We start from the raw sequence: 17,925 nt of genomic DNA on the forward strand, positions 1-17,925 counted from the left end.
GTGCAATTGTTTGCGGGCGCGCGGCCTACCCCGTCAGCGCGTGCGCGAGGCGATAACCCGCGCCGGCCAACCGATCCGGCGAGTTGAAGCTGTAGCTGAGCCGGATCGCCGCCGTCTCGGACACTCCGAACCGCGACCCCCCGGCGACCTGGACCCCGGCCAGCGTGGCCGCCTCAACGACCGCCGCCTCGGCGGTGCCGCCGGTGGCGCGCAGCCACAGGAAGAACCCGCCGTCCGGCCGGTGGAACTCGAAGCCGCCGTCGGGCCCGGCCGCCAGCGCGTCGGCGAGCGCGTCGCGCCGGTCGCGCAGCTGCCCGCGCAGCCACGAGACGTGCCGGTCGAACCTGCCGTCGGCCAGCAGCACCGACACCATCAGCGAGCTGACGTGGTTCAGGCCGCCGCCGCTGGTGAGCAGGCCGTTGTGCGCGATGCCGCCGACCAGCGCGGGATCGCCGAGCAGCCAGCCGAGCCGCAGCCCGGGCGCGAGCGTCTTGGAGAACGAGCACAGCCGGACGACGTCGCGGTAGTCGGCGAGCGCGGCCAGCGACGGCGGGGCCTCGACGCCGTCGGTGAGGGGCAGCTCGCCGTACGCGTCGTCCTCCACGATCGGCAGGCCGTGCCGCGCGGCCACGGCGAGCACCTCGCGCCGCCGGTCCAGCGGCATCAGCGTGCCGGTCGGGTTCTGGAAGGTGGGGATCAGGTATGCGAACGCGACCCTGCGGCCGGCCGCCCGCTCGGCCAGCAGGGCCTCCTCGAGGGCCTGCGGGTCGACGCCGTGCCGGTCCATCGGCACCGGGCGCGGCAGGAGCCCCCGGTCGGTCAGGATGCGCCGGCCGAAGTCGTAGCTCGCGGACTCGGTCAGCACCACGTCGCCCGGCGAGCCCAGCGTGCCGGCCAGCAGGTGCAGCCCGACCGAGGTGCCCGAGGTGATCAGCACGTGCTCGGGGCCGCACGGGTGCGCGTCGGTGGCGGCCCGGCGCGCCAGCTGCTCGCGCAGCGGCAGCACGCCCTGGTTCTCGCCGTAGGTCAGCGCCGCCGAGCCGTACTCGGCCAACGCGTCCGCGTAGGCCTCGCGCAGCAGGTCGACGGGCAGCAGCCCGGGATCGAGGTAGCCGGGGGCGAGGTCGATGACGCCGCCCGGCGACACCACCTGCACGACTCCCGGCACCCACTGCCGTCGGTGCGACAGCGGGCCGGACACCTGCTGACTGTTCGCCAGTTCCCTGAGCCGGGTCACGGGATCCTCCGCAGCGTCGTCGGCACTGCGGCCAGTCTGCCCGACGGAAACCGCGCGGTACGGCGAACGGAACCAATTGGTCCCGACCGGACCGCCGACTCGGCAGAAGTCGCGCGAAACGCGCCGGACGGCGATCATCTTGACGAGATTTTGACGCTCCTACCCGATACCGGAACGCCCCGGCTATGGACAATCAGGAGGCGGCTTGTACCGGACATCGCCGTCGGGTGCTTCGCGGCGCGGAGCGGCTGTCAGCACGACCCGCGCGCTCGGTTCACTCGATCGGGTTGGCGGCGGAAAAACGGGGAGTTCGCGGTGTTCGACGTGCTGAAACGGCTGCTGGTCGGCCGGCCGCTGCGCAGTGAGCGGCTTGGCGACACGCTGCTGCCCAAGTGGCTGGCACTGCCGGTGTTCTGTAGCGACCCGATCTCCTCGGTCGCCTACGCGACGGAGCAGATCCTGCTCACCCTCGCGCTCGGCGGCGCGGGCTACCTGTCGCTGTCCACGCCGGTGGCCGGGGCCGTCGGGCTGGTGCTGATCGTGGTCGTCGCCTCCTACCGGCAGACCTGCTACGCCTACCCGAGCGGCGGCGGGGCGTTCGTGGTCAGCAAGGAGAACCTCGGCGAGACGGCGGCGCTCACGGCCGCCGCCGCGCTGCTGGTCGACTACGTGATGACGGTGGCCGTCTCCGTGGTGTCGGGGGTGGTGGCCATCACCTCGGCGTTCCGCTCGCTCGCCCCGCACGCGGTCGGCATCTCGGTCGGGTTCGTGGTGCTGATCGCGCTGGTGAACCTGCGCGGTGTCAAGGAGTCCGGCAAGTCGTTCGCGCTGCCGACCTACGCGTTCATCGCGCTGACGTTCGCCATGTTCGCGGTGGCGATCATCAGGGGCGCGTCCGGCGACCTGCCCCAGGCGGAGACGGCCAACCTGCCCATCGAACAGACCACCCACGTCGGCGGGGTGTTCACGCTGATGCTCGCCGCCCGCGCGTTCGCGTCGGGCTGCACGGCGCTGACCGGTGTCGAGGCGATCAGCAACGGCGTGCCGGCGTTCCGCAAGCCCAAGCCGCACAACGCGGCCGTCACGCTGGCCATGATGGGCGTGCTCGCCGTGCTGATGTTCGCCGGCATCACCGTGCTGGCCGTGCACCTCAACGCGCACGCGCTGCCGGACGGCAACCCGTCGGTGATCTCGCAGGTCGCCGGCAGCGTGTTCGGGCACGGCACGGTCGTGTTCTACCTCTTCCAGGCGGCCACCGCCGGCATCCTGGTGCTCGCCGCGAACACCGCGTTCAACGGCTTCCCCGGGCTGGCCTCGATCCTGGCCAAGGACCGGTACCTGCCGAGGCAGTTCTACAACCGCGGCGACCGGCTGGTGTTCAGCAACGGCATCCTGATCCTGGCGCTGTTCGCGATCCTGTTGATCATCGGCTTCGACGCGAACATCGACAAGCTGATCCAGCTCTACATCATCGGCGTGTTCACCAGCTTCACGCTGAGCCAGCTCGGCATGGTGGTGCACTGGAAGCGCGAGCTGGCCACCGTCACCGATCCCGCGCGGCGGCGGAAGATCCGGGGCTCGCAGGCCATCAACACCTTCGGCGCGGGGCTGACGGCCGCCGTGCTCGTCGTCGTGTTCGCCACCAAGATCGTGCACGGCGCGTGGCTCGCGGTCGCCGCGATGGTGCTGCTGTTCTTCCTGATGCGGTCGATCAGCCGGTACTACAAGAAGGTCGAGGCGGAGGTCGACGCGGTCGACTGGGATCCGACGCTGCCGCCGAAGGTGCACGCCCTGGTGCTGATCTCGCGGCTGCACAAGCCCGCGCTGCGGGCGCTGGCGTTCGCCAAGGCGACCAGGCCGGACCAGATGGAGGCGGTGACCGTCGCCGCCGACGAGGCCGAGACCAGGGCGCTGCGCAAGCAGTGGGAGGAACGCGGCCTCCAGACGCCGCTGCTGGTGATCAGCTCGCCCTACCGGGACGTGGTCCGGCCGATCGTCGAGCACGTCACCCGGCTGCGCACGAAGGATCCGCGCGGCGTGGTCAGCGTCTTCGTGCCCGAGTACGTGGTGCGGCACTGGTGGCAGAACCTGCTGCACAACCAGAGCGCGTTCCGGCTGAAGTACCGGCTGCTGTTCACCAAGGGCGTCGTCGTGATCAACGTGCCGTACCACATCGGCGGTGCGGGCGAGGGCTGGTGGAGCACCGACCCGAACGCCAAGCCCAAGGCGCAGGCCACCGAGGTCAAGGCGTAACCCCGAGGGTCAGCGAGATGTCATGAAGGGTCCCCTCAGGACGCTCAGTGCCCTGAAGGGACCCTTCACGACATCGAGCGTCAGCGGGTGCGGGCGATGGTGATGATCTCGGTGCTGGCTGGCGTGATCGGGCTGCGGTCCCAGTCGCCGAACTGCTGCTCGACAGCGAAGCCCGCCTCGTCGAGGAAGCCGCCCAGCGTGTCGGGGTCGAGGAACCGCAGCGCGCCGAGTTCCGCCAGCGGTTCGTCCCACCACTGCCCGGCCAGCGTCTCGGTGAGCCGAACGACGCCGCCGGACACCTCGTGCACCTCGTAGGAGACCTGCACGACGTCGCCGTCGGGGTTGCGCTGCTCGAAGGACGCCCCGTGCCAGCCTTCCCACTCGCGCGCCTGCGGGTGGCGGGTCTCGAACGCGAAGCGGCCGCCGTCGGCGAGCGCGGCGCGGATCGCCGCGAGCGAGGAGCGCACCTCGTCGTCGGTGATCAGCACCTGGAACGCGTGGCCGGACATCACCGCCAGGTCGAACTCGCGGTCCCAGGACGCGGACGCGGCGTTGCCGAGCACCCACTCGATGTCGGTGCGGACGCGCGCCTGGTCGAGCATGGCGGGATCGGGGTCGAGCCCGCACAGCCTGCCGGTGTGCCCCGCGTCGCGGGCCAGGCGCAGCAGGGTGCCGGTGCCGCAACCGACGTCGAGCACCCGGTCGGGGGAGGTCATCAGACCGAGGTAGAAGTTGATGTCGGTGCGCCCAGGGTTGAGCACGTCGTACCAGGCTGCGGAGGTGGTCCAGTCGGTCACCGGGACAGCCTGGAGGTCGACAGCCGTTGGCGGCAAACGGTTTTCAACTCGGGTAGGTCCTGGTCTCGGTGGCCTTGACCGCCGCCCACAGCTGGCGGCCCGGCACCAGCCCGAGCTCGGCGACGGCGGCCGTGGTCACGTCGGCGAGCACCGGAGGGACGCCGTCGAGGCGAACCCGCACGGTGTCCGCGTGCTGCTCGATGCCGGCGACGGTGACGGGCCAGGTGTTGCGGGGGCTGCCGTCGGGCTCGCGCGGGTGCAGGCCGACCGCCGACGGCGGGAACGCGATGTGCACCGGGCCGTCCGCCGGGTGCGCGGTGGTGAGCTGCCCGCCGTGCTCCAGCAGCACGGTCGTGCCGGCGGCGCTCCCCCGGTAGAGGTTGAGGCCGACCAGGCTGGCCACGTAGTCCGTCCTGGGGTGCCGCGCGACGTGCGTCGGGGTGCCCTCCTGCACGGTCCTGCCGTCCTCGACGACCACGAGCCGGTCCGCGAGCACCATCGCGTCCAACGGGTCGTGGGTGACCAGCAGCGCGCTGCCGGCGTAGTCGGCGAGGTGGTGCCGCAGGTCCGAACGGACCTGCATGCGGGTGCTCGCGTCCAGCGCGGCCAGCGGCTCGTCCAGCAGCAGCAGCCGGGGCCGGGTGGCGAGCGCGCGGGCCAGGGCGACGCGTTGGGCCTGACCGCCGGACAGGCTTCTCGGGCGGGTGTCGGCGTGCTCGGCGAGGTCGACGCGGCGCAGCCACTCCAGCGCCTCCGCGCGCGCCTGCACACGCCCCGCGCCGCGCGCCCGCAGCCCGAACGCGACGTTGTCCAGCGCCGACATATGCCTGAACAGCAGGTAGTCCTGGAACACCACGCCGACCGACCGGCGCTCCGGCGGCACGAACACGCGGTCGGCCGGGTCGTCTAGCACGCGGCCGTCCAGCACGATGCGGCCGTCGGTCAGCGGCAGCAGCCCGGCCATGGCGCGCAACGCGGTGGTCTTGCCTGCGCCGTTGGGGCCGAGGAGCGCGACGACCTCGCCGTCCGCGAGGTCGAGGGACAGATTCAGGTCGAACCCGTTGTCCCTGCGCACCGCGATCCTGGCGCGCGCCGTCATGTCGGACCGCCGATCCACCGCTCACGCAGGCTCGCCAGCACCAACACCGACACCACCAACAGCACGAGACTGAGCGCGATCGCCGCCTCCGGCGCGGACTCCAGCGCGATGTAGACGGCCAGCGGCATGGTGCGGGTCTGGCCGGGAAAGTTGCCGGCGAAGGTGATGGTCGCGCCGAACTCGCCGAGCGCCCGCGCCCAGCACAGCACCGCGCCCGCCGCGATGCCCGGCGCGACGGAGGGCAGCGTGACCCGCCGGAAGGTGTGCCAGCGGGACGCCCCGAGCGTGGCCGCCGCCTCCTCGTAGCGGCGGTCCGCGCCGCGCAGCGCGCCCTCGACGGAGATCACCAGGAACGGCATGGCCACGAACGCCTCGGCAAGCACCACCCCGGCGGTGCTGAACGGCAGCGAGACGCCGAACCAGGAGTCGAGGTACTGGCCGAGGATCCCGCGCCGGCCGAGCACCAGCAGCAGCGCCACCCCGCCAACCACCGGCGGCAGCACCAGCGGCACCGTCACCAGCGCCCGCAGCACGCCGCGGCCGGGCAGGTCGGACCTGGCCAGCAGCCAGGCGAGCGGCACGCCGAGCAGCAGGCACACCAGGGTGGCCAGGCTCGCGCACACCAGCGACAGCCGCAGCGCGTCGCCGACCTCGGGCTGCGCCAACTGGTCGAGCAGCGTGGACCACGGCGCCCGCAGCACCAGGCCGAGCAGCGGGATCACCAGGAACACCAGGCCGAGCGCGGCCGGCAGCACGAGGACGACCGGCAGCCGTCCCCGCGCCCCGCGCCGCGCCCGCGTCCCGGCGGTCACGGCGTGTCGAAACCGGCCTTGGTGAACACCGCGCGGCCCTTGTCCGACAGCACGTACGCCACGAAGGCCTTGGCCGCAGCGGAGTTCGGCGCCTTGGCGAGCACCGCGAGCGGGTAGTCGTTGACGACCTTGGCCGACTCGGGGAAGTCGATGCCCTCGACCTTGTCGCCGGCCGCCTGCACGTCCGTGCGGTACACCAGCGCGGCGTCCACCTCGCCGAGCTGCACCTTGGTCAGCGTCGCCTTGACGTCCTGTTCGAGGGTGACGGGCTTCGGCGTGACGCCGGCCGCCGCGAACACCTGCTTGGCCGCCGCGCCGCAGGGCACCTGCTCGGCGCACAGCGCGGTCTTGTGCTCGGGCTTTGCGAAGTCGGCCAGCCCGGTGATCTTGCCGGGATTGCCCTTGGGCACGGCGATCTCGAGTCTGTTCCTGACGAACGTGGTCGGCTTGTCGGTCACCGCGCCGGCATCGCTGACCTGCTTCATGTTGGTCGGGCTCGCCGAGGCGAACACATCGGCGGGCGCGCCGGAGTTGATCTGCTGGGCGAGCGCCGAGCTGGCGCCGAAGCTGAACTTCACCGTCGCGCCCTTGTTCGCGGCCTCAAAGTCCTTGCCGAGCTTGGTGAACGTCTCGGTGAGCGACGCCGCGGCGAACACCGTCACCTGCCCGGTCGCCGAGGCGCTCGCCTCGCTCGAACCCGAGGCGGGCGCGGCCGGGGTGTCCTTGCCGCCGCAGCCGGCGAGAAGCAGCGCGGCGAGCGCGGCGGAACCGGCGACGGCGGCCAGGCGGGAGGGGCGGATCATCTAGACCTCCGGAAGCTCGACGACGACGTGGGTGGACTTCACCGACGCCACCGCCACGACCCCGACCTCCAGAGCGAGCTCGTCGGCGGCCTCCCGGCTCATCAACGACACCACCCGGAACGGCCCGGCCTGGATCTCGACCTGGGCCATCAGCCCGTCCTTGGTGACGCGGGTGACGATGCCGCGCAACCGGTTGCGCGCCGAGGCCCCGATCGTGTGGCCGGGCTCGGGAGCGTCGGCGAGCGACTGCGCGAACGCGGCCAGCTCACGTCCGTCCACCGTCAACCGACCACCCGCCGACTTCTGCACGGGAAGTCGGCCCTGGTCGGCCCATCGGCGCACGGTGTCGTCGCTGACCCCGAGCAATGCGGCAGCCTCGCTGATCCGAAAGTTCGGCACGCGGCGGATTCTACTGCCGCAGGTGCGACTCCCCCTGGAGACCGCACCTGCGGCACGAGGTGGACCCTACATCCGCATCCGCGTCGAAAAGAAGCCGATTCGCCTCGTAGGTACCTACGAAGTCGAGGTCCGTCGATTGGACGTTTCCACCAATCGGCCGGCCGGCTACTGCTGGCTGGGCAGCCGCCCCTCGGCCATCCGCTTGGCCACGTCGCGGCGCATCAACAGCAGGCAGACCCAGACCAGGGCGAACAGGACGCCGATCACGGCGAGGGCGGTCATGGCGAACCCGCCGACGATCATCAGCACCTGGATGCCGAGGATGACCTGGACGCTCCAGCTGAAGCGAAGCAGGCCGCAGGTGACTAGCAGGCAGCCGAGCAGCACGAAGACCAGCACGCCGCCGGTCGTGCCGATGCCGCCGCCGAGCCTCGCCACCACCGGGATGGCGAGCGCGACCACGATCACCTCGATGATCAGCGTGCCGGCCATGATGCCCCGGAACGACTTCATCGGATCGCGCGGCGTCGGCGCCTGTTCCTGCGCCGCCGACGGCTGATCTCCTGACACGGCCGACTGGTCCGGCGCGGCCACCTGGTCCGGCGCGGCCGGTTGGTCGGGGGTGGGCGGCTGGTCGGGGGTGGGCGGCTGGTCGGGGGCGCTCACGCCGGTTCCTTCCCGAACAGCGCGCGGGCCTCACCCGCGGTGAACACCGAGCCGGTCACCAGCACGCCGCTGCCCGACAGCGCCTGCTGCGAGTCGTCGGTCTCCTCGGCCAACCGGACGGCCGTCTCGATCGCGTCGTCCAGCCGGGGCTCCACCACGATGCGGTCGTCGCCGAAGACGTCCCGTGCCACAGCGGCCAGCTCGTCGACGTCCATCGCCCTCGGCGAGGAGTTGGTGGTCAACACGACCTCGGACAGCACGGGCTCCAGCGCGGTCAGGATGCCGGTGACGTCCTTGTCGCCCATCACCCCGAGCACGCCGACGAGCTTGAGGAACGCGAAGTCGTCGCCGATCGCGGCGGCCAGGGCGGCCGCGCCGTGCGGGTTGTGCGCCGCGTCGACCAGCACGGTCGGCGCGGAGCGCACCCGCTCCAGCCGGCCGGGGGTGGTCACGGCGGCGAAGGCCGCGCGCACCGCGTCGATGTCGAGCTGCCGGTCCGGGCCCGCGCCGAAGAACGCCTCGGCGGCGGCCAGCGCGAGCGCGGCGTTGTTCGCCTGGTGCGCGCCGTGCAGCGGCAGGAAGATCTCCTCGTAGACGCCGCCGAGTCCCTGGAGCGTCAGCAGCTGGCCGCCGACCGCCGCGACCCGGTCCCGCACGCCGAACTCCATGCCCTGCCTGGCCACCTCGGCGCCGACGTCGGCGCAGCGTTCGAGGAGCACCTGGGCCACCTCGGGCTGCTGCTCGGCGAGCACCGCGACCGAGTCGGCCTTGATGATGCCGGCCTTCTCCCGCGCGATGCCGAGCAGATCGGAGCCGAGGTAGTCGACGTGGTCGATGCCGATCGGGCAGACCACGGCGATCCTGGCGTCCGCGACGTTGGTGGCGTCCCAGGTGCCGCCGAGCCCGACCTCGATGACGGCGGCGTCGACGGGCGCCTCGGCGAAGGCCGCGAAGCCCATGCCGGTCAACACCTCGAACTTGCTCATCGGCACGTCGTTGCGAGCGTCCACAAGGGACACGTACGGCTCGATGTCCCGGTAGACCTCGACGTAGCGCTCCGGGCTGATCGGCGCGCCGTCCACGCTGATCCGCTCGGTGGCCAGTTGCAGGTGCGGGCTGGTGTACCGGCCGGTGCGCAGGCCGATGCGGGACAACAGCGTGTCCAGCATCCGCGCGGTGGAGGTCTTGCCGTTGGTGCCGGCGATCTGCAACACGGGGTAGGAGCGCTGCGGGTCGCCCAGCAGGTCCACCAGTGCCTGGATGCGCTCCAGCGACGGGTCGATCTTGGTCTCCGGCCACCGGGTGTTCAGCTCGGCCTCGACGGCGCGCAGCGCTTCGATCGTCCCGGGATCCGGGTTGCGGACAGTCACGCTGGGAGTCTACGGCCGCACCGAACGGTCGACTCGTCGCCCGCTATCCGCCGGAGACCGAGGGCCAGCCGTTCGGGGTGCAGCCCTGGAGCCCGAAGGTCTGCTGCACCATCACCGGCGCGGGCTTTCCCGGTCCAGGGCAGGTGGTGTGCTGCTTGCCGATGCCGTGCCCGACCTCGTGGTTGATGGCGTAGGTCCGGTAGGTGGTGAGGTCGCCGCCGAAGTGTGGGACGGCGAGTTCCCAGCGGGCCTGGTTGATCACGGCGCGGTGGCCGTTCCAACAGGACACCTCGCCGCCGGTCTGCATCGGCGCGCACAGCCGGTCGACGGTGTCCGGCGAGGCCAGCGTGACGCGGATGTCGACGGGACCGCTGTCGACGCGCTGGAACGCGATCCTGCCCTCGAAGCTCCAGCTCCTCGGGTCGGCCAGGATCTCCTGCACGGTCTTGGCGAACCCGTCGAGGTTCTCCGGCAGGCCGTCCTCGATCTCGACGGTGTACCGCTTGACCTGCCGGCCGGCCAGCGCGGCCGGGCCGGTCCCCGGCGCGACGGTGAACTTTCCGCTGGCCGACTGCACCACGGCCGGCGGTGTCGAGGACGGTGGCGTCGAGGCAGGAGGCGTCGAGGACGGCGGCAGGCTGCTGCTTGTGCTTGGCGCGGCGCTCGGACTCGACGGGCCCGAACTGCTGGGAGCGGTCGTGGTGGTGACCGTGGCTGCCTGGCCTGCCGCGGCTGGGTGGTCGCTGCACGACACCGTGCCGGCGAGTGCCGCCAGCGCGACCGCGAGCAGGGTCATCCGCTTGGCCGGGCCGCGAAAGCTGTTCACATCCACCCTGTACGTCTCCGGGCGCGCACGGGTGCGCGAGCATGACACGACTCACATCCGTCGGGCCGCCGACGACTCGGTCGGCGGCCCGACGGGTGTGCCGCTCAGGCCGTCGGCAGCGAGTCGATCCGCGCGGTGATCCGCTCGATCTCCACAACGGCCGCCTCGCGCCGTGCCTTGATCTTGGCGACGACCTCGGCGGGCGCCTTGTCGGTGAACTTCGGGTTGTCCAGCTTCCCGTCGCACTGCGCGAGTTCCTTCTCGGCCACCGCGAGATCCTTGGTGAGCCGCTTGCGCTCCGCGACGAGGTCCACCGCGCCCGAGGTGTCCAGCTCGACCTTGACCGCGCCGGTCGGCAGCCCGACCTCCAGGGTCATCGTGACCTGGTAGTCGTCGCCGGGCTCCTCCAGCCTGGTCAGCGCCCGCACCGAGGCGACGTGGTCGACCAGGTCCGCGCAGCACGCGCCGCGCACCCTGCCCGCCACCTTCTGCCCAGGCCGCAGCCCCTGGTCGGACCGGAACCTGCGGATCTCGGTGACGAGCTTCTGGAGGCTCTCGATCCGCTTGGCCGCGACCAGGTCGGGCTCCGCGCCGGACGGCTTGGGCCACTCCGCGACGACCAGCGACTCGCCGCCGGTGAGCGTGGTCCATAGCGTCTCGGTGACGAACGGCGCGATGGGGTGCAGCAGCCGCAGCACCACGTCGAGCACGTGGCCGAGCACCGCGCGGGTCGCCTCGGCGCGCTCGCCGCCCTCGGCGATCTGCACCTTGGCCAGCTCCAGGTACCAGTCGCAGTACTCGTCCCAGATGAAGTGGTAGAGCGCGTCGCACAGCTTCGCGAACTGGTAGCCCTCGAAGTGACCGTCCACTTCGGACACCGTGCGGTCGAGCAGATCCAGGATCCAGCGGTCGGTGTCGGTCAGGTTCTCCCGCGCCGGCAACGGAATGTCGATGCTCGCCCCGTTGCCGAGCGCGAACTTGGTGGCGTTCCACAGCTTCGTGACGAAGTTGCGCGAACCCGCCGCCCACTCCTCGGCCAACGCCATGTCTGAGCCGGGGTTGGCGCCACGCAGCAGGGTGAACCTGGTGGCGTCCGTGCCGTAGCTGTCCATCCAGTCCAACGGGTTGATGCCGTTGCCGCGCGACTTGGACATCTTCTTGCCGTTGGCGTCACGGATCAGGCCGTGCAGGTAGACGTTGTCGAACGGCTGCACCTCGTCCATGGCGTACAGGCCGAACATCATCATCCTGGCAACCCAGAAGAAGAGGATGTCGTAGCCGGTGCTGAGCACCGTGGTCGGGTAGAAGCGCTCGAGCTCGGTGGTGCGCTCCGGCCAGCCGAGCGTGGAGAACGGCCACAGGCCCGAGGAGAACCAGGTGTCGAGCACGTCCTCGTCCTGGTGCCAGCCATCGCCGGTCGGCGGCTGCTCGTCGGGGCCGACGCAGACGACCTCGCCGTCCGGGCCGTACCAGACCGGGATGCGGTGGCCCCACCACAGCTGCCGGGAGATCGTCCAGTCGTGCATGTCGTCGACCCAGGCGAAGAACCGCTTGGCCAGCTCCGGCGGGTGGATCTTCGTCCGGCCGTCGCGCACGGCGTCGCCGGCCGCCTTGGCCAGCGGGGCGACCTTGACCCACCACTGGAGCGACAGGCGCGGCTCGATCACGGTGTCGCAGCGCGAGCAGTGCCCGACGGAGTGCAGGTAGGGGCGCTTCTCCGCGACGATGCGGCCCTGCTCGCGCAGCGCGGCCACGACGGCGGGGCGCGCCTCGAAGCGGTCGAGGCCCTCGAACGGGCCGGGCACGGTGAGCACGCCGCGCCCGTCGAGGACGGTCAGCGACGGCAGGCCGTGCCGCTGGCCGATCTCGAAGTCGTTGGGGTCGTGCGCCGGGGTGACCTTGACGGCGCCGGTGCCGAACGCGGGGTCGACGTGGTCGTCGGCCACGATCGGGATCCGCCTGCCGGTCAGCGGCAGTTCGACCTCGGTGCCGACCAGGTGGCGGTAGCGCTCGTCCTCGGGGTGCACGGCCACGGCCGTGTCGCCGAGCATGGTCTCGGCCCTGGTGGTCGCCACGACGATCGAGTTCGCGCCCTCGCCGTAGCGGATCGAGACGAGCTCGCCCTCGTCGTCGGAGTGGTCGACCTCGATGTCCGACAGCGCGGTCTGGCAGCGCGGGCACCAGTTGATGATGCGCTCGGCGCGGTAGATCAGGCCGTCGTCGAACAGCTTCTTGAACATGGTCTGCACGGCGAGGGACAGTCCCTCGTCCATGGTGAAGCGCTCGCGGCTCCAGTCGACGCTGTCGCCGACCCGGCGCATCTGGTCGAGGATCCTGCCGCCGACCTCGGCCTTCCACTCCCAGACCCGCTCGACGAACCTCTCCCGGCCGAGGTCGTGCCGGGACAGGCCCTGGCCGGCGAGGTCGCGCTCGACCGCGTTCTGGGTGGCGATGCCGGCGTGGTCCATGCCGGGCAGCCACAGCACCTCGTAGCCCTGCATCCGGCGGCGGCGGCTCAGCGCGTCCATCACGGAGTGGTTCAGCGCGTGCCCCATGTGCAGGCTGCCGTTCACGTTCGGCGGCGGCAGCACGATGCTGAACGGCGGCTTGTCGCTGGAGGGGTCCGCGGTGAAGTAGTCGCGGTCGACCCACCGCTGGTACAGCTCGCCCTCTACCTCCGCCGGATTCCAGGACGGCGGGAGTTCGGGACGCTGCGACTGCGGTTGGGTCTCACTCACCAGTCAAGTCTACGAAGGACTGCCAACCGAGTTCACACGCGATCCCTGCTAACGCGCGAGGCCTGTCACCCGATCCAGTGATCGGCCCTGGCGACCAACCGGTCAACCAGCCAGAAAAGCCATGAACCGAGCGGGGGACCTGGTGGATGACCACCAGTTAGACGACCATCCTGACCTCAACGACGCGGACTGGATGAGGAAGTCCGAGCGGCGGGCCAAGGCGGACGTCCGGAAGCTGCGGCGCAGGGCGCGGCGGCGGCAACACCGAGGCAAGCTGGTCAGCGTCGCGGCGCTGGCCGTGATCGCCCTGTTGATCTACGGGCTGTACCGGGCCGGCAAGCTCGACGACGCGCTCGGCCGCACCCCGCTCGCCGGCGGGACAACCACGGCGACCACCGCGACCCCGACCACCACGCAGACGTCGATGGTGGAGTCCTTCCACGTCGACCTCACGCAACCGTTCACCGCGACCCCGGCGGCGGGCTGGTCCGACGGCGAGGCCGGCATCGTCGCGCCGGCGGCCGTCGCGGTCGGCGACTACCCGGCCGAGAAGGTCGCCGCCGTGCTGGACAGGACCCGGCAGGCGCTGATCGCCGGCAGGCTCTACCCCCGAATGCTGAACCAGCGCGATCCCGAGCCGTTCCTGGCGTTGTTCAGCCAGCACGCCCAGGAATACCTGCGCCCACTGCTCGCCGGCGACGGGGCGAGCAACTTCACCACCAGGCTCGCCGAGGGCTTCCATCTGCTGCCGGTCGCCCCGAAGGTCAGCGGCACGATGTCGGCGAGCGTCGGCGAACAGGGGGAACTCGTGGTGCACACGAACTACGTGTTCGCCTACGCGTTCGCCACCGACCACCCCGAGCGGCTGACGGGCGCCATGGACCTCGTCGCCATCGAGCGGGCCGACGTCGACTTCCGGTGGTACGAGGGCGCCAGGTGGCGGCCGGAGGACAGGGGCCTGACGACGGGCAACGCCCAGAGCTACGCGTACTCGATGGCGTGCGAGGCGCACAAGAAGGGTTTTCTCGCCCCCACCTACAGCGAGCGCAACTGGAACGGCGGGCGGGCGAGCCACGACAGCGCGTACTACTTCGATCCGAGCAAGCCGATCTCGGACGAGAACGGGTGCGAGAAGTAGACGAGCACGGGTGCGAGAAGTAACCGTGTGTCGCCCGAACAGCCGCTATCCGTGACCCGTGACACAGCTCACAATTGACAGTTGATGGCCTGCGCCAGGGAGGCGAGGAACCGGCTACTCGACGGGCAGCCCCACTGTCCACAGTGGAGTGACGAGGCCACGGACGCACCCCTTGGGCCCGTGGCAACCGGTTCACACATCTGACGTGCGGCGATCGGGCTGCTGTCGGCGTGCTCGCGCGGGGCATGCCGGCAGCAGACGCCGTTGCTGCGGACGCCACTGGTGCGGACGCCGCTGGTGTCCGGCGCGGCGAAAGCGGAAGATATCGGGCATGAGCAGGAAGCCCCCGCAGCAGGACGTCGACGAGTCGCAGCTCCAGGTGAGCAAGCCCAAGGAATGGGCCGCCGGGATCCCCGGCGTGCTGGTCTCCCTGCAACGCGGCGTCGAGCAGATGGGCGTCTCGCGCACCGCGCAGACGCTGCGGCTGCTCAACCAGCGCGAGGGCTTCGACTGTCCTGGCTGTGCGTGGCCGGAGGCGCACGGACACCGCAAGCTGGCCGAGTTCTGCGAGAACGGCGCGAAGGCCGTCGCGGAGGAGGCCACCAGGCGCACGGTCGGGCCGGAGTTCTTCGCCGCGCACCCCGTCGCCGAGCTGGCCGAGAAGACCGACTACTGGCTCGGCCAGCAGGGCAGGCTGACCCATCCGATGGTGTTGCGCGAGGGCGCGACGCACTACCAGCCCATCGACTGGGACGACGCGTTCGGCCTCATCGCTGAGAAGCTCAATGGGCTGGCCGGTCCCGACGAGGCGATGTTCTACACGTCGGGGCGCACCAGCAACGAGGCCGCGTTCAGCTACCAGTTGATGGTCAGGTCCTTTGGCACCAACAACCTGCCGGACTGCTCGAACATGTGCCACGAGTCCTCCGGCGCGGCCCTGAACGAGACCATCGGCATCGGCAAGGGCTCGGTCAGCCTGGCCGACCTCGTCAACTCCGAGCTGATCATCGTGGTCGGCCAGAACCCCGGCACCAACCACCCGAGGATGCTGTCCGCGCTGGAGGAGGCCAAGGGCAACGGCGCGCGCATCGTCGCGGTGAACCCGTTGCCGGAGGCCGGTTTGCTGCGGTTCAAGAACCCGCAGAACGTGCGCGGGGTCGTCGGCAACGGCACCCAGCTCGCCGACGAGTTCTGCCAGATCCGGCTCGGCGGCGACCTCGCGTTCTTCCAGGCGCTCGGCCACCAGCTGCTCGCGGCCGAGGACGCGGCGCCGGGCACGGTCGTCGACCGTGAGTTCGTCGACACGCACTCGCACGGCTTCGCCGAGTACGCGGCCAACGCGCGGGCGCTGGACTGGGCCGAGGTGGACGCGGCGACCGGCCTGCCGAGGGAGCAGATCGCCAAGGTCGCCAGGATGATGGTCGACTCGAACAAGACCATTGTGTGCTGGGCCATGGGTTTGACCCAGACCAAGCACGCGGTGGCCACCATCCGCGAGGTCGTCAACGTGCAGCTGCTGCGCGGGATGATCGGCAAGCCGGGAGCCGGCCTGTGCCCGGTGCGCGGCCACTCCAACGTGCAGGGCGACCGCACGATGGGCATCTGGGAGAAGATGCCGGAGTCCTTCATGGACCGGTTGGACGAGGAGTTCGGCATCGAGGTGCCGCGCAAGCACGGCTTCGACACCGTGGACGCGTTGCGCGCCATGCGGGAGGGCCGGGCCAAGGCGTTCGTCGCGCTCGGCGGCAACTTCGTGTCGGCGACCCCGGACACCGAGGTCACCGAGCGGGCGCTGCGCTCGTGCGAGCTGACCGTGCAGGTGTCCACGAAGCTGAACCGCTCGCACGTGGTGCACGGCCGCACCGCGCTGATCCTGCCGACGCTCGGCCGCTCCGACCGGGACGTGCAGGCCTCCGGCGAGCAGTTCGTCAGCGTCGAGGACTCCATGTCCGTGGTGCACCGGTCGCGCGGCAGGCTCACCCCGGCCAGCGACCAGCTGCTGTCGGAGGTGTCGATCGTCACCCGGCTGGCCAGGAAGCTGCTCGGCGAGGGCCACGCGGTGCCGTGGGCGGAGTTCGAGGCGAACTACGACTCGATCCGGGACCGTATTGCGCGGGTGGTCACCGGCTGCGACGACTACAACCGGAAGGTGCGCCAGCCGGACGGTTTCGTGCTGCCGCACCCGCCGAGGGACGCTCGGGTGTTCCCGACCGCGACCGGCAAGGCCAACTTCACCGTGAACGAGATCGAGGTGCTGGACCTGCCGGAGGGCCGGCTGTTCCTCCAGACGCTGCGCAGCCACGACCAGTACAACACCACCATCTACGGGCTGGACGACCGCTACCGGGGCGTGAAGGACGGCCGCAGGGTGGTGTTCGTGAACCCCGAGGACATCGCGGCGCTCGGCGTCGTCGACGGTCAGCTGGTCGACCTGGTGAGCGAGTGGCCGGACGATCCGACCGGCGTCACCAAGCGGCGGGCTGAGCGGTTCCGCGTGGTGTCCTTCCCGACGGCGCGCGGCTGCGCCGCCGCCTACTTCCCGGAGGCGAACTCGTTGGTACCGTTGGATTCCGTGGCCAAGACGTCGAACACGCCGACCTCCAAGCTGATCGTGATCCGGTTGGAGCCGACGGGCTGAGGGCCGTTTGATAGGTGGGAGCGGTGGGGGCCGTTTTTTTGGGTGGGACGCCCCCCGCCGTTTGACGGGTGGGACGCTCTGGCCGGCGACTCGCTTCGCTCCCTGCCGGTTTCTGGACTACCTGTGTTTATTGGGCCTCGCTCCGCTCGGCCGGCGAGTTCACCTCAAGTCGGCCCCTTCAGCTNNCGAACTCGCACACCCCGCACCGTCACGAAGTGAAGGAGCGGGCGGGCCCTGCGGCGTCGCCGAGTGAAGACGTGGGTTGCGGGGGTGGGGGGTGAGCGGTTGTGGTTCGTGTCTTAGCTAGTTGGTTTTGGGGATCGGGGGGTTTCGGCGGCGGGTGCAGGCTCGGATCAGGCGCCGGCGCTGGGCTCGGGCGCGCATTTCCTGTTGGTACTGGGCGACGACCACAGTGAGGGATTTGGGGTGGTGCATGGGATTCTCCTCGAGTTTTCGGGCAGCCTGAATCACGGAGTGCGATCCGAGGGGTGAGGTGAAGGTCGGGCGACAGGCCCGCGAGGGTCAGTCCGCGGGACGCTTTTGCGGGGCGACCGTGGTGGCGAGGAAGAGCCGAACCGACCTGGCGCCTGGCGGCCGGACCGAGGGATCCTCGACTCGGTCGGCGTACCGCCTGGCCAGCTGGTCGAGCTGGTCACGAACGTCGACCACCTCCTCAGCGGTGAGGAAGGTCGTCACACCGATCAGTCCGATGGCGCGCTGCCATTCTTCCGATTCGAGGCTCTCGCGCCGCAGCCTCGCCTTCAGTTGGGCGAACTCGTTGTCGACGAACGCCTCGGTGGCCGCCTCCGCCGCGAGAGCGACCTCGCCGTCCATCCCCGACATGCCCAGAATCTGCCTGCGTTTGACCAGCCGCCAGGGCTTCTCCCGCCCCTGGCCACCTGGCGCGTGCTCCACGTAGTCGTACTTGGCCAGCATGTTCAAGTGATAGGAGCAGCTCGCCACGCTCTCACCAAGCACTTCGGCGCACCGGGTCGCCGTGGCGACCTCCTCGTCGCCGATGAGCTGGAGCAACTTCCACCGCAGGGGATGCGCCAGCGCTCGCAGCGCCTTGGGGTCGCGGATCTCGTCGGTCTGCCGCTCGCTCATGGTTAACAAGATAGCTTGCGCAAGACTCCTTTAGCAAGGTTT

14 protein-coding genes are annotated in these 17,925 nt (G+C 70.7%); 3 read left to right on the top strand and 11 right to left on the bottom strand.

From position 1 onward, the window contains the following. Positions 1 to 25: 25 nt before the first annotated feature. Positions 26 to 1,237 (bottom strand): aminotransferase class I/II-fold pyridoxal phosphate-dependent enzyme, encoded by a 1,212-nt coding sequence (locus tag F0L68_RS03290; protein ID WP_188316363.1) that lies wholly within the window; start codon positions 1,235 to 1,237, stop codon positions 26 to 28. Between the two features lie 315 nt (positions 1,238 to 1,552). Here F0L68_RS03290 and F0L68_RS03295 point away from each other — a divergent pair, with 315 nt between their 5' ends. Next, the gene (locus F0L68_RS03295) at positions 1,553 to 3,490 is read left to right on the top strand and encodes an APC family permease (protein WP_149847892.1); all 1,938 of its coding nucleotides are present in this window, start codon (positions 1,553 to 1,555) and stop codon (positions 3,488 to 3,490) included. A gap of 80 nt (positions 3,491 to 3,570) precedes the next feature. Here F0L68_RS03295 and F0L68_RS03300 read toward each other — a convergent pair whose 3' ends face one another. From F0L68_RS03300 to F0L68_RS03340, 9 genes are all read right to left on the bottom strand, one after another. Next, the gene (locus F0L68_RS03300; RefSeq protein ID WP_223198445.1) at positions 3,571 to 4,287 is read right to left on the bottom strand and encodes a class I SAM-dependent methyltransferase; all 717 of its coding nucleotides are present in this window, start codon (positions 4,285 to 4,287) and stop codon (positions 3,571 to 3,573) included. A 43-nt stretch (positions 4,288 to 4,330) separates the two neighbouring features. Continuing rightward, a complete protein-coding gene (locus F0L68_RS03305; RefSeq protein ID WP_149847893.1) occupies positions 4,331 to 5,386 on the bottom strand; it encodes an ABC transporter ATP-binding protein in 1,056 nt (351 codons plus the stop codon). After that, positions 5,383 to 6,198 carry an ABC transporter permease gene (locus F0L68_RS03310; protein ID WP_149847894.1) on the bottom strand — a complete coding sequence of 272 codons (816 nt, stop codon included), beginning with the start codon at positions 6,196 to 6,198 and terminating at the stop codon, positions 5,383 to 5,385. Before F0L68_RS03310 ends, F0L68_RS03305 begins: the two co-directional genes overlap by 4 nt. Beyond that, positions 6,195 to 7,001, bottom strand: a complete 807-nt coding sequence (modA, locus tag F0L68_RS03315) for a molybdate ABC transporter substrate-binding protein (protein WP_149847895.1) — start codon at positions 6,999 to 7,001, stop codon at positions 6,195 to 6,197. Before modA ends, F0L68_RS03310 begins: the two co-directional genes overlap by 4 nt. Continuing rightward, positions 7,002 to 7,400, bottom strand: coding sequence for a TOBE domain-containing protein (locus F0L68_RS03320; RefSeq protein ID WP_149847896.1), 399 nt, complete (start codon positions 7,398 to 7,400; stop codon positions 7,002 to 7,004). A gap of 165 nt (positions 7,401 to 7,565) precedes the next feature. Next, positions 7,566 to 8,066, bottom strand: a complete 501-nt coding sequence (locus F0L68_RS03325; RefSeq protein ID WP_306463139.1) for a DUF4233 domain-containing protein — start codon at positions 8,064 to 8,066, stop codon at positions 7,566 to 7,568. After that, positions 8,063 to 9,436 carry a bifunctional tetrahydrofolate synthase/dihydrofolate synthase gene (gene folC / locus F0L68_RS03330; RefSeq protein WP_149847897.1) on the bottom strand — a complete coding sequence of 458 codons (1,374 nt, stop codon included), beginning with the start codon at positions 9,434 to 9,436 and terminating at the stop codon, positions 8,063 to 8,065. Before folC ends, F0L68_RS03325 begins: the two co-directional genes overlap by 4 nt. Positions 9,437 to 9,479: 43 nt before the next feature. Next, positions 9,480 to 10,262 carry a DUF3152 domain-containing protein gene (locus tag F0L68_RS03335; RefSeq protein ID WP_223198446.1) on the bottom strand — a complete coding sequence of 261 codons (783 nt, stop codon included), beginning with the start codon at positions 10,260 to 10,262 and terminating at the stop codon, positions 9,480 to 9,482. 104 nt (positions 10,263 to 10,366) lie between these two features. After that, a complete protein-coding gene (locus F0L68_RS03340) occupies positions 10,367 to 13,000 on the bottom strand; it encodes a valine--tRNA ligase (protein WP_149847898.1) in 2,634 nt (877 codons plus the stop codon). 121 nt (positions 13,001 to 13,121) lie between these two features. Here F0L68_RS03340 and F0L68_RS03345 point away from each other — a divergent pair, with 121 nt between their 5' ends. Next, on the top strand, positions 13,122 to 14,138 hold the full coding sequence (locus F0L68_RS03345) for a hypothetical protein (protein WP_149847899.1): 1,017 nt from the start codon (positions 13,122 to 13,124) through the stop codon (positions 14,136 to 14,138). 331 nt (positions 14,139 to 14,469) lie between these two features. Then, positions 14,470 to 16,776 carry an FdhF/YdeP family oxidoreductase gene (locus tag F0L68_RS03350; RefSeq protein ID WP_149847900.1) on the top strand — a complete coding sequence of 769 codons (2,307 nt, stop codon included), beginning with the start codon at positions 14,470 to 14,472 and terminating at the stop codon, positions 16,774 to 16,776. A gap of 522 nt (positions 16,777 to 17,298) precedes the next feature. Here the strand turns inward: F0L68_RS03350 and F0L68_RS03355 are convergent. Beyond that, positions 17,299 to 17,883 carry a winged helix-turn-helix domain-containing protein gene (locus F0L68_RS03355; protein ID WP_149847901.1) on the bottom strand — a complete coding sequence of 195 codons (585 nt, stop codon included), beginning with the start codon at positions 17,881 to 17,883 and terminating at the stop codon, positions 17,299 to 17,301. Positions 17,884 to 17,925: the final 42 nt, after the last annotated feature.

It is taken from the genome of Solihabitans fulvus (assembly GCF_008386585.1).
GTDB lineage: Bacteria > Actinomycetota > Actinomycetes > Mycobacteriales > Pseudonocardiaceae > Solihabitans > Solihabitans fulvus.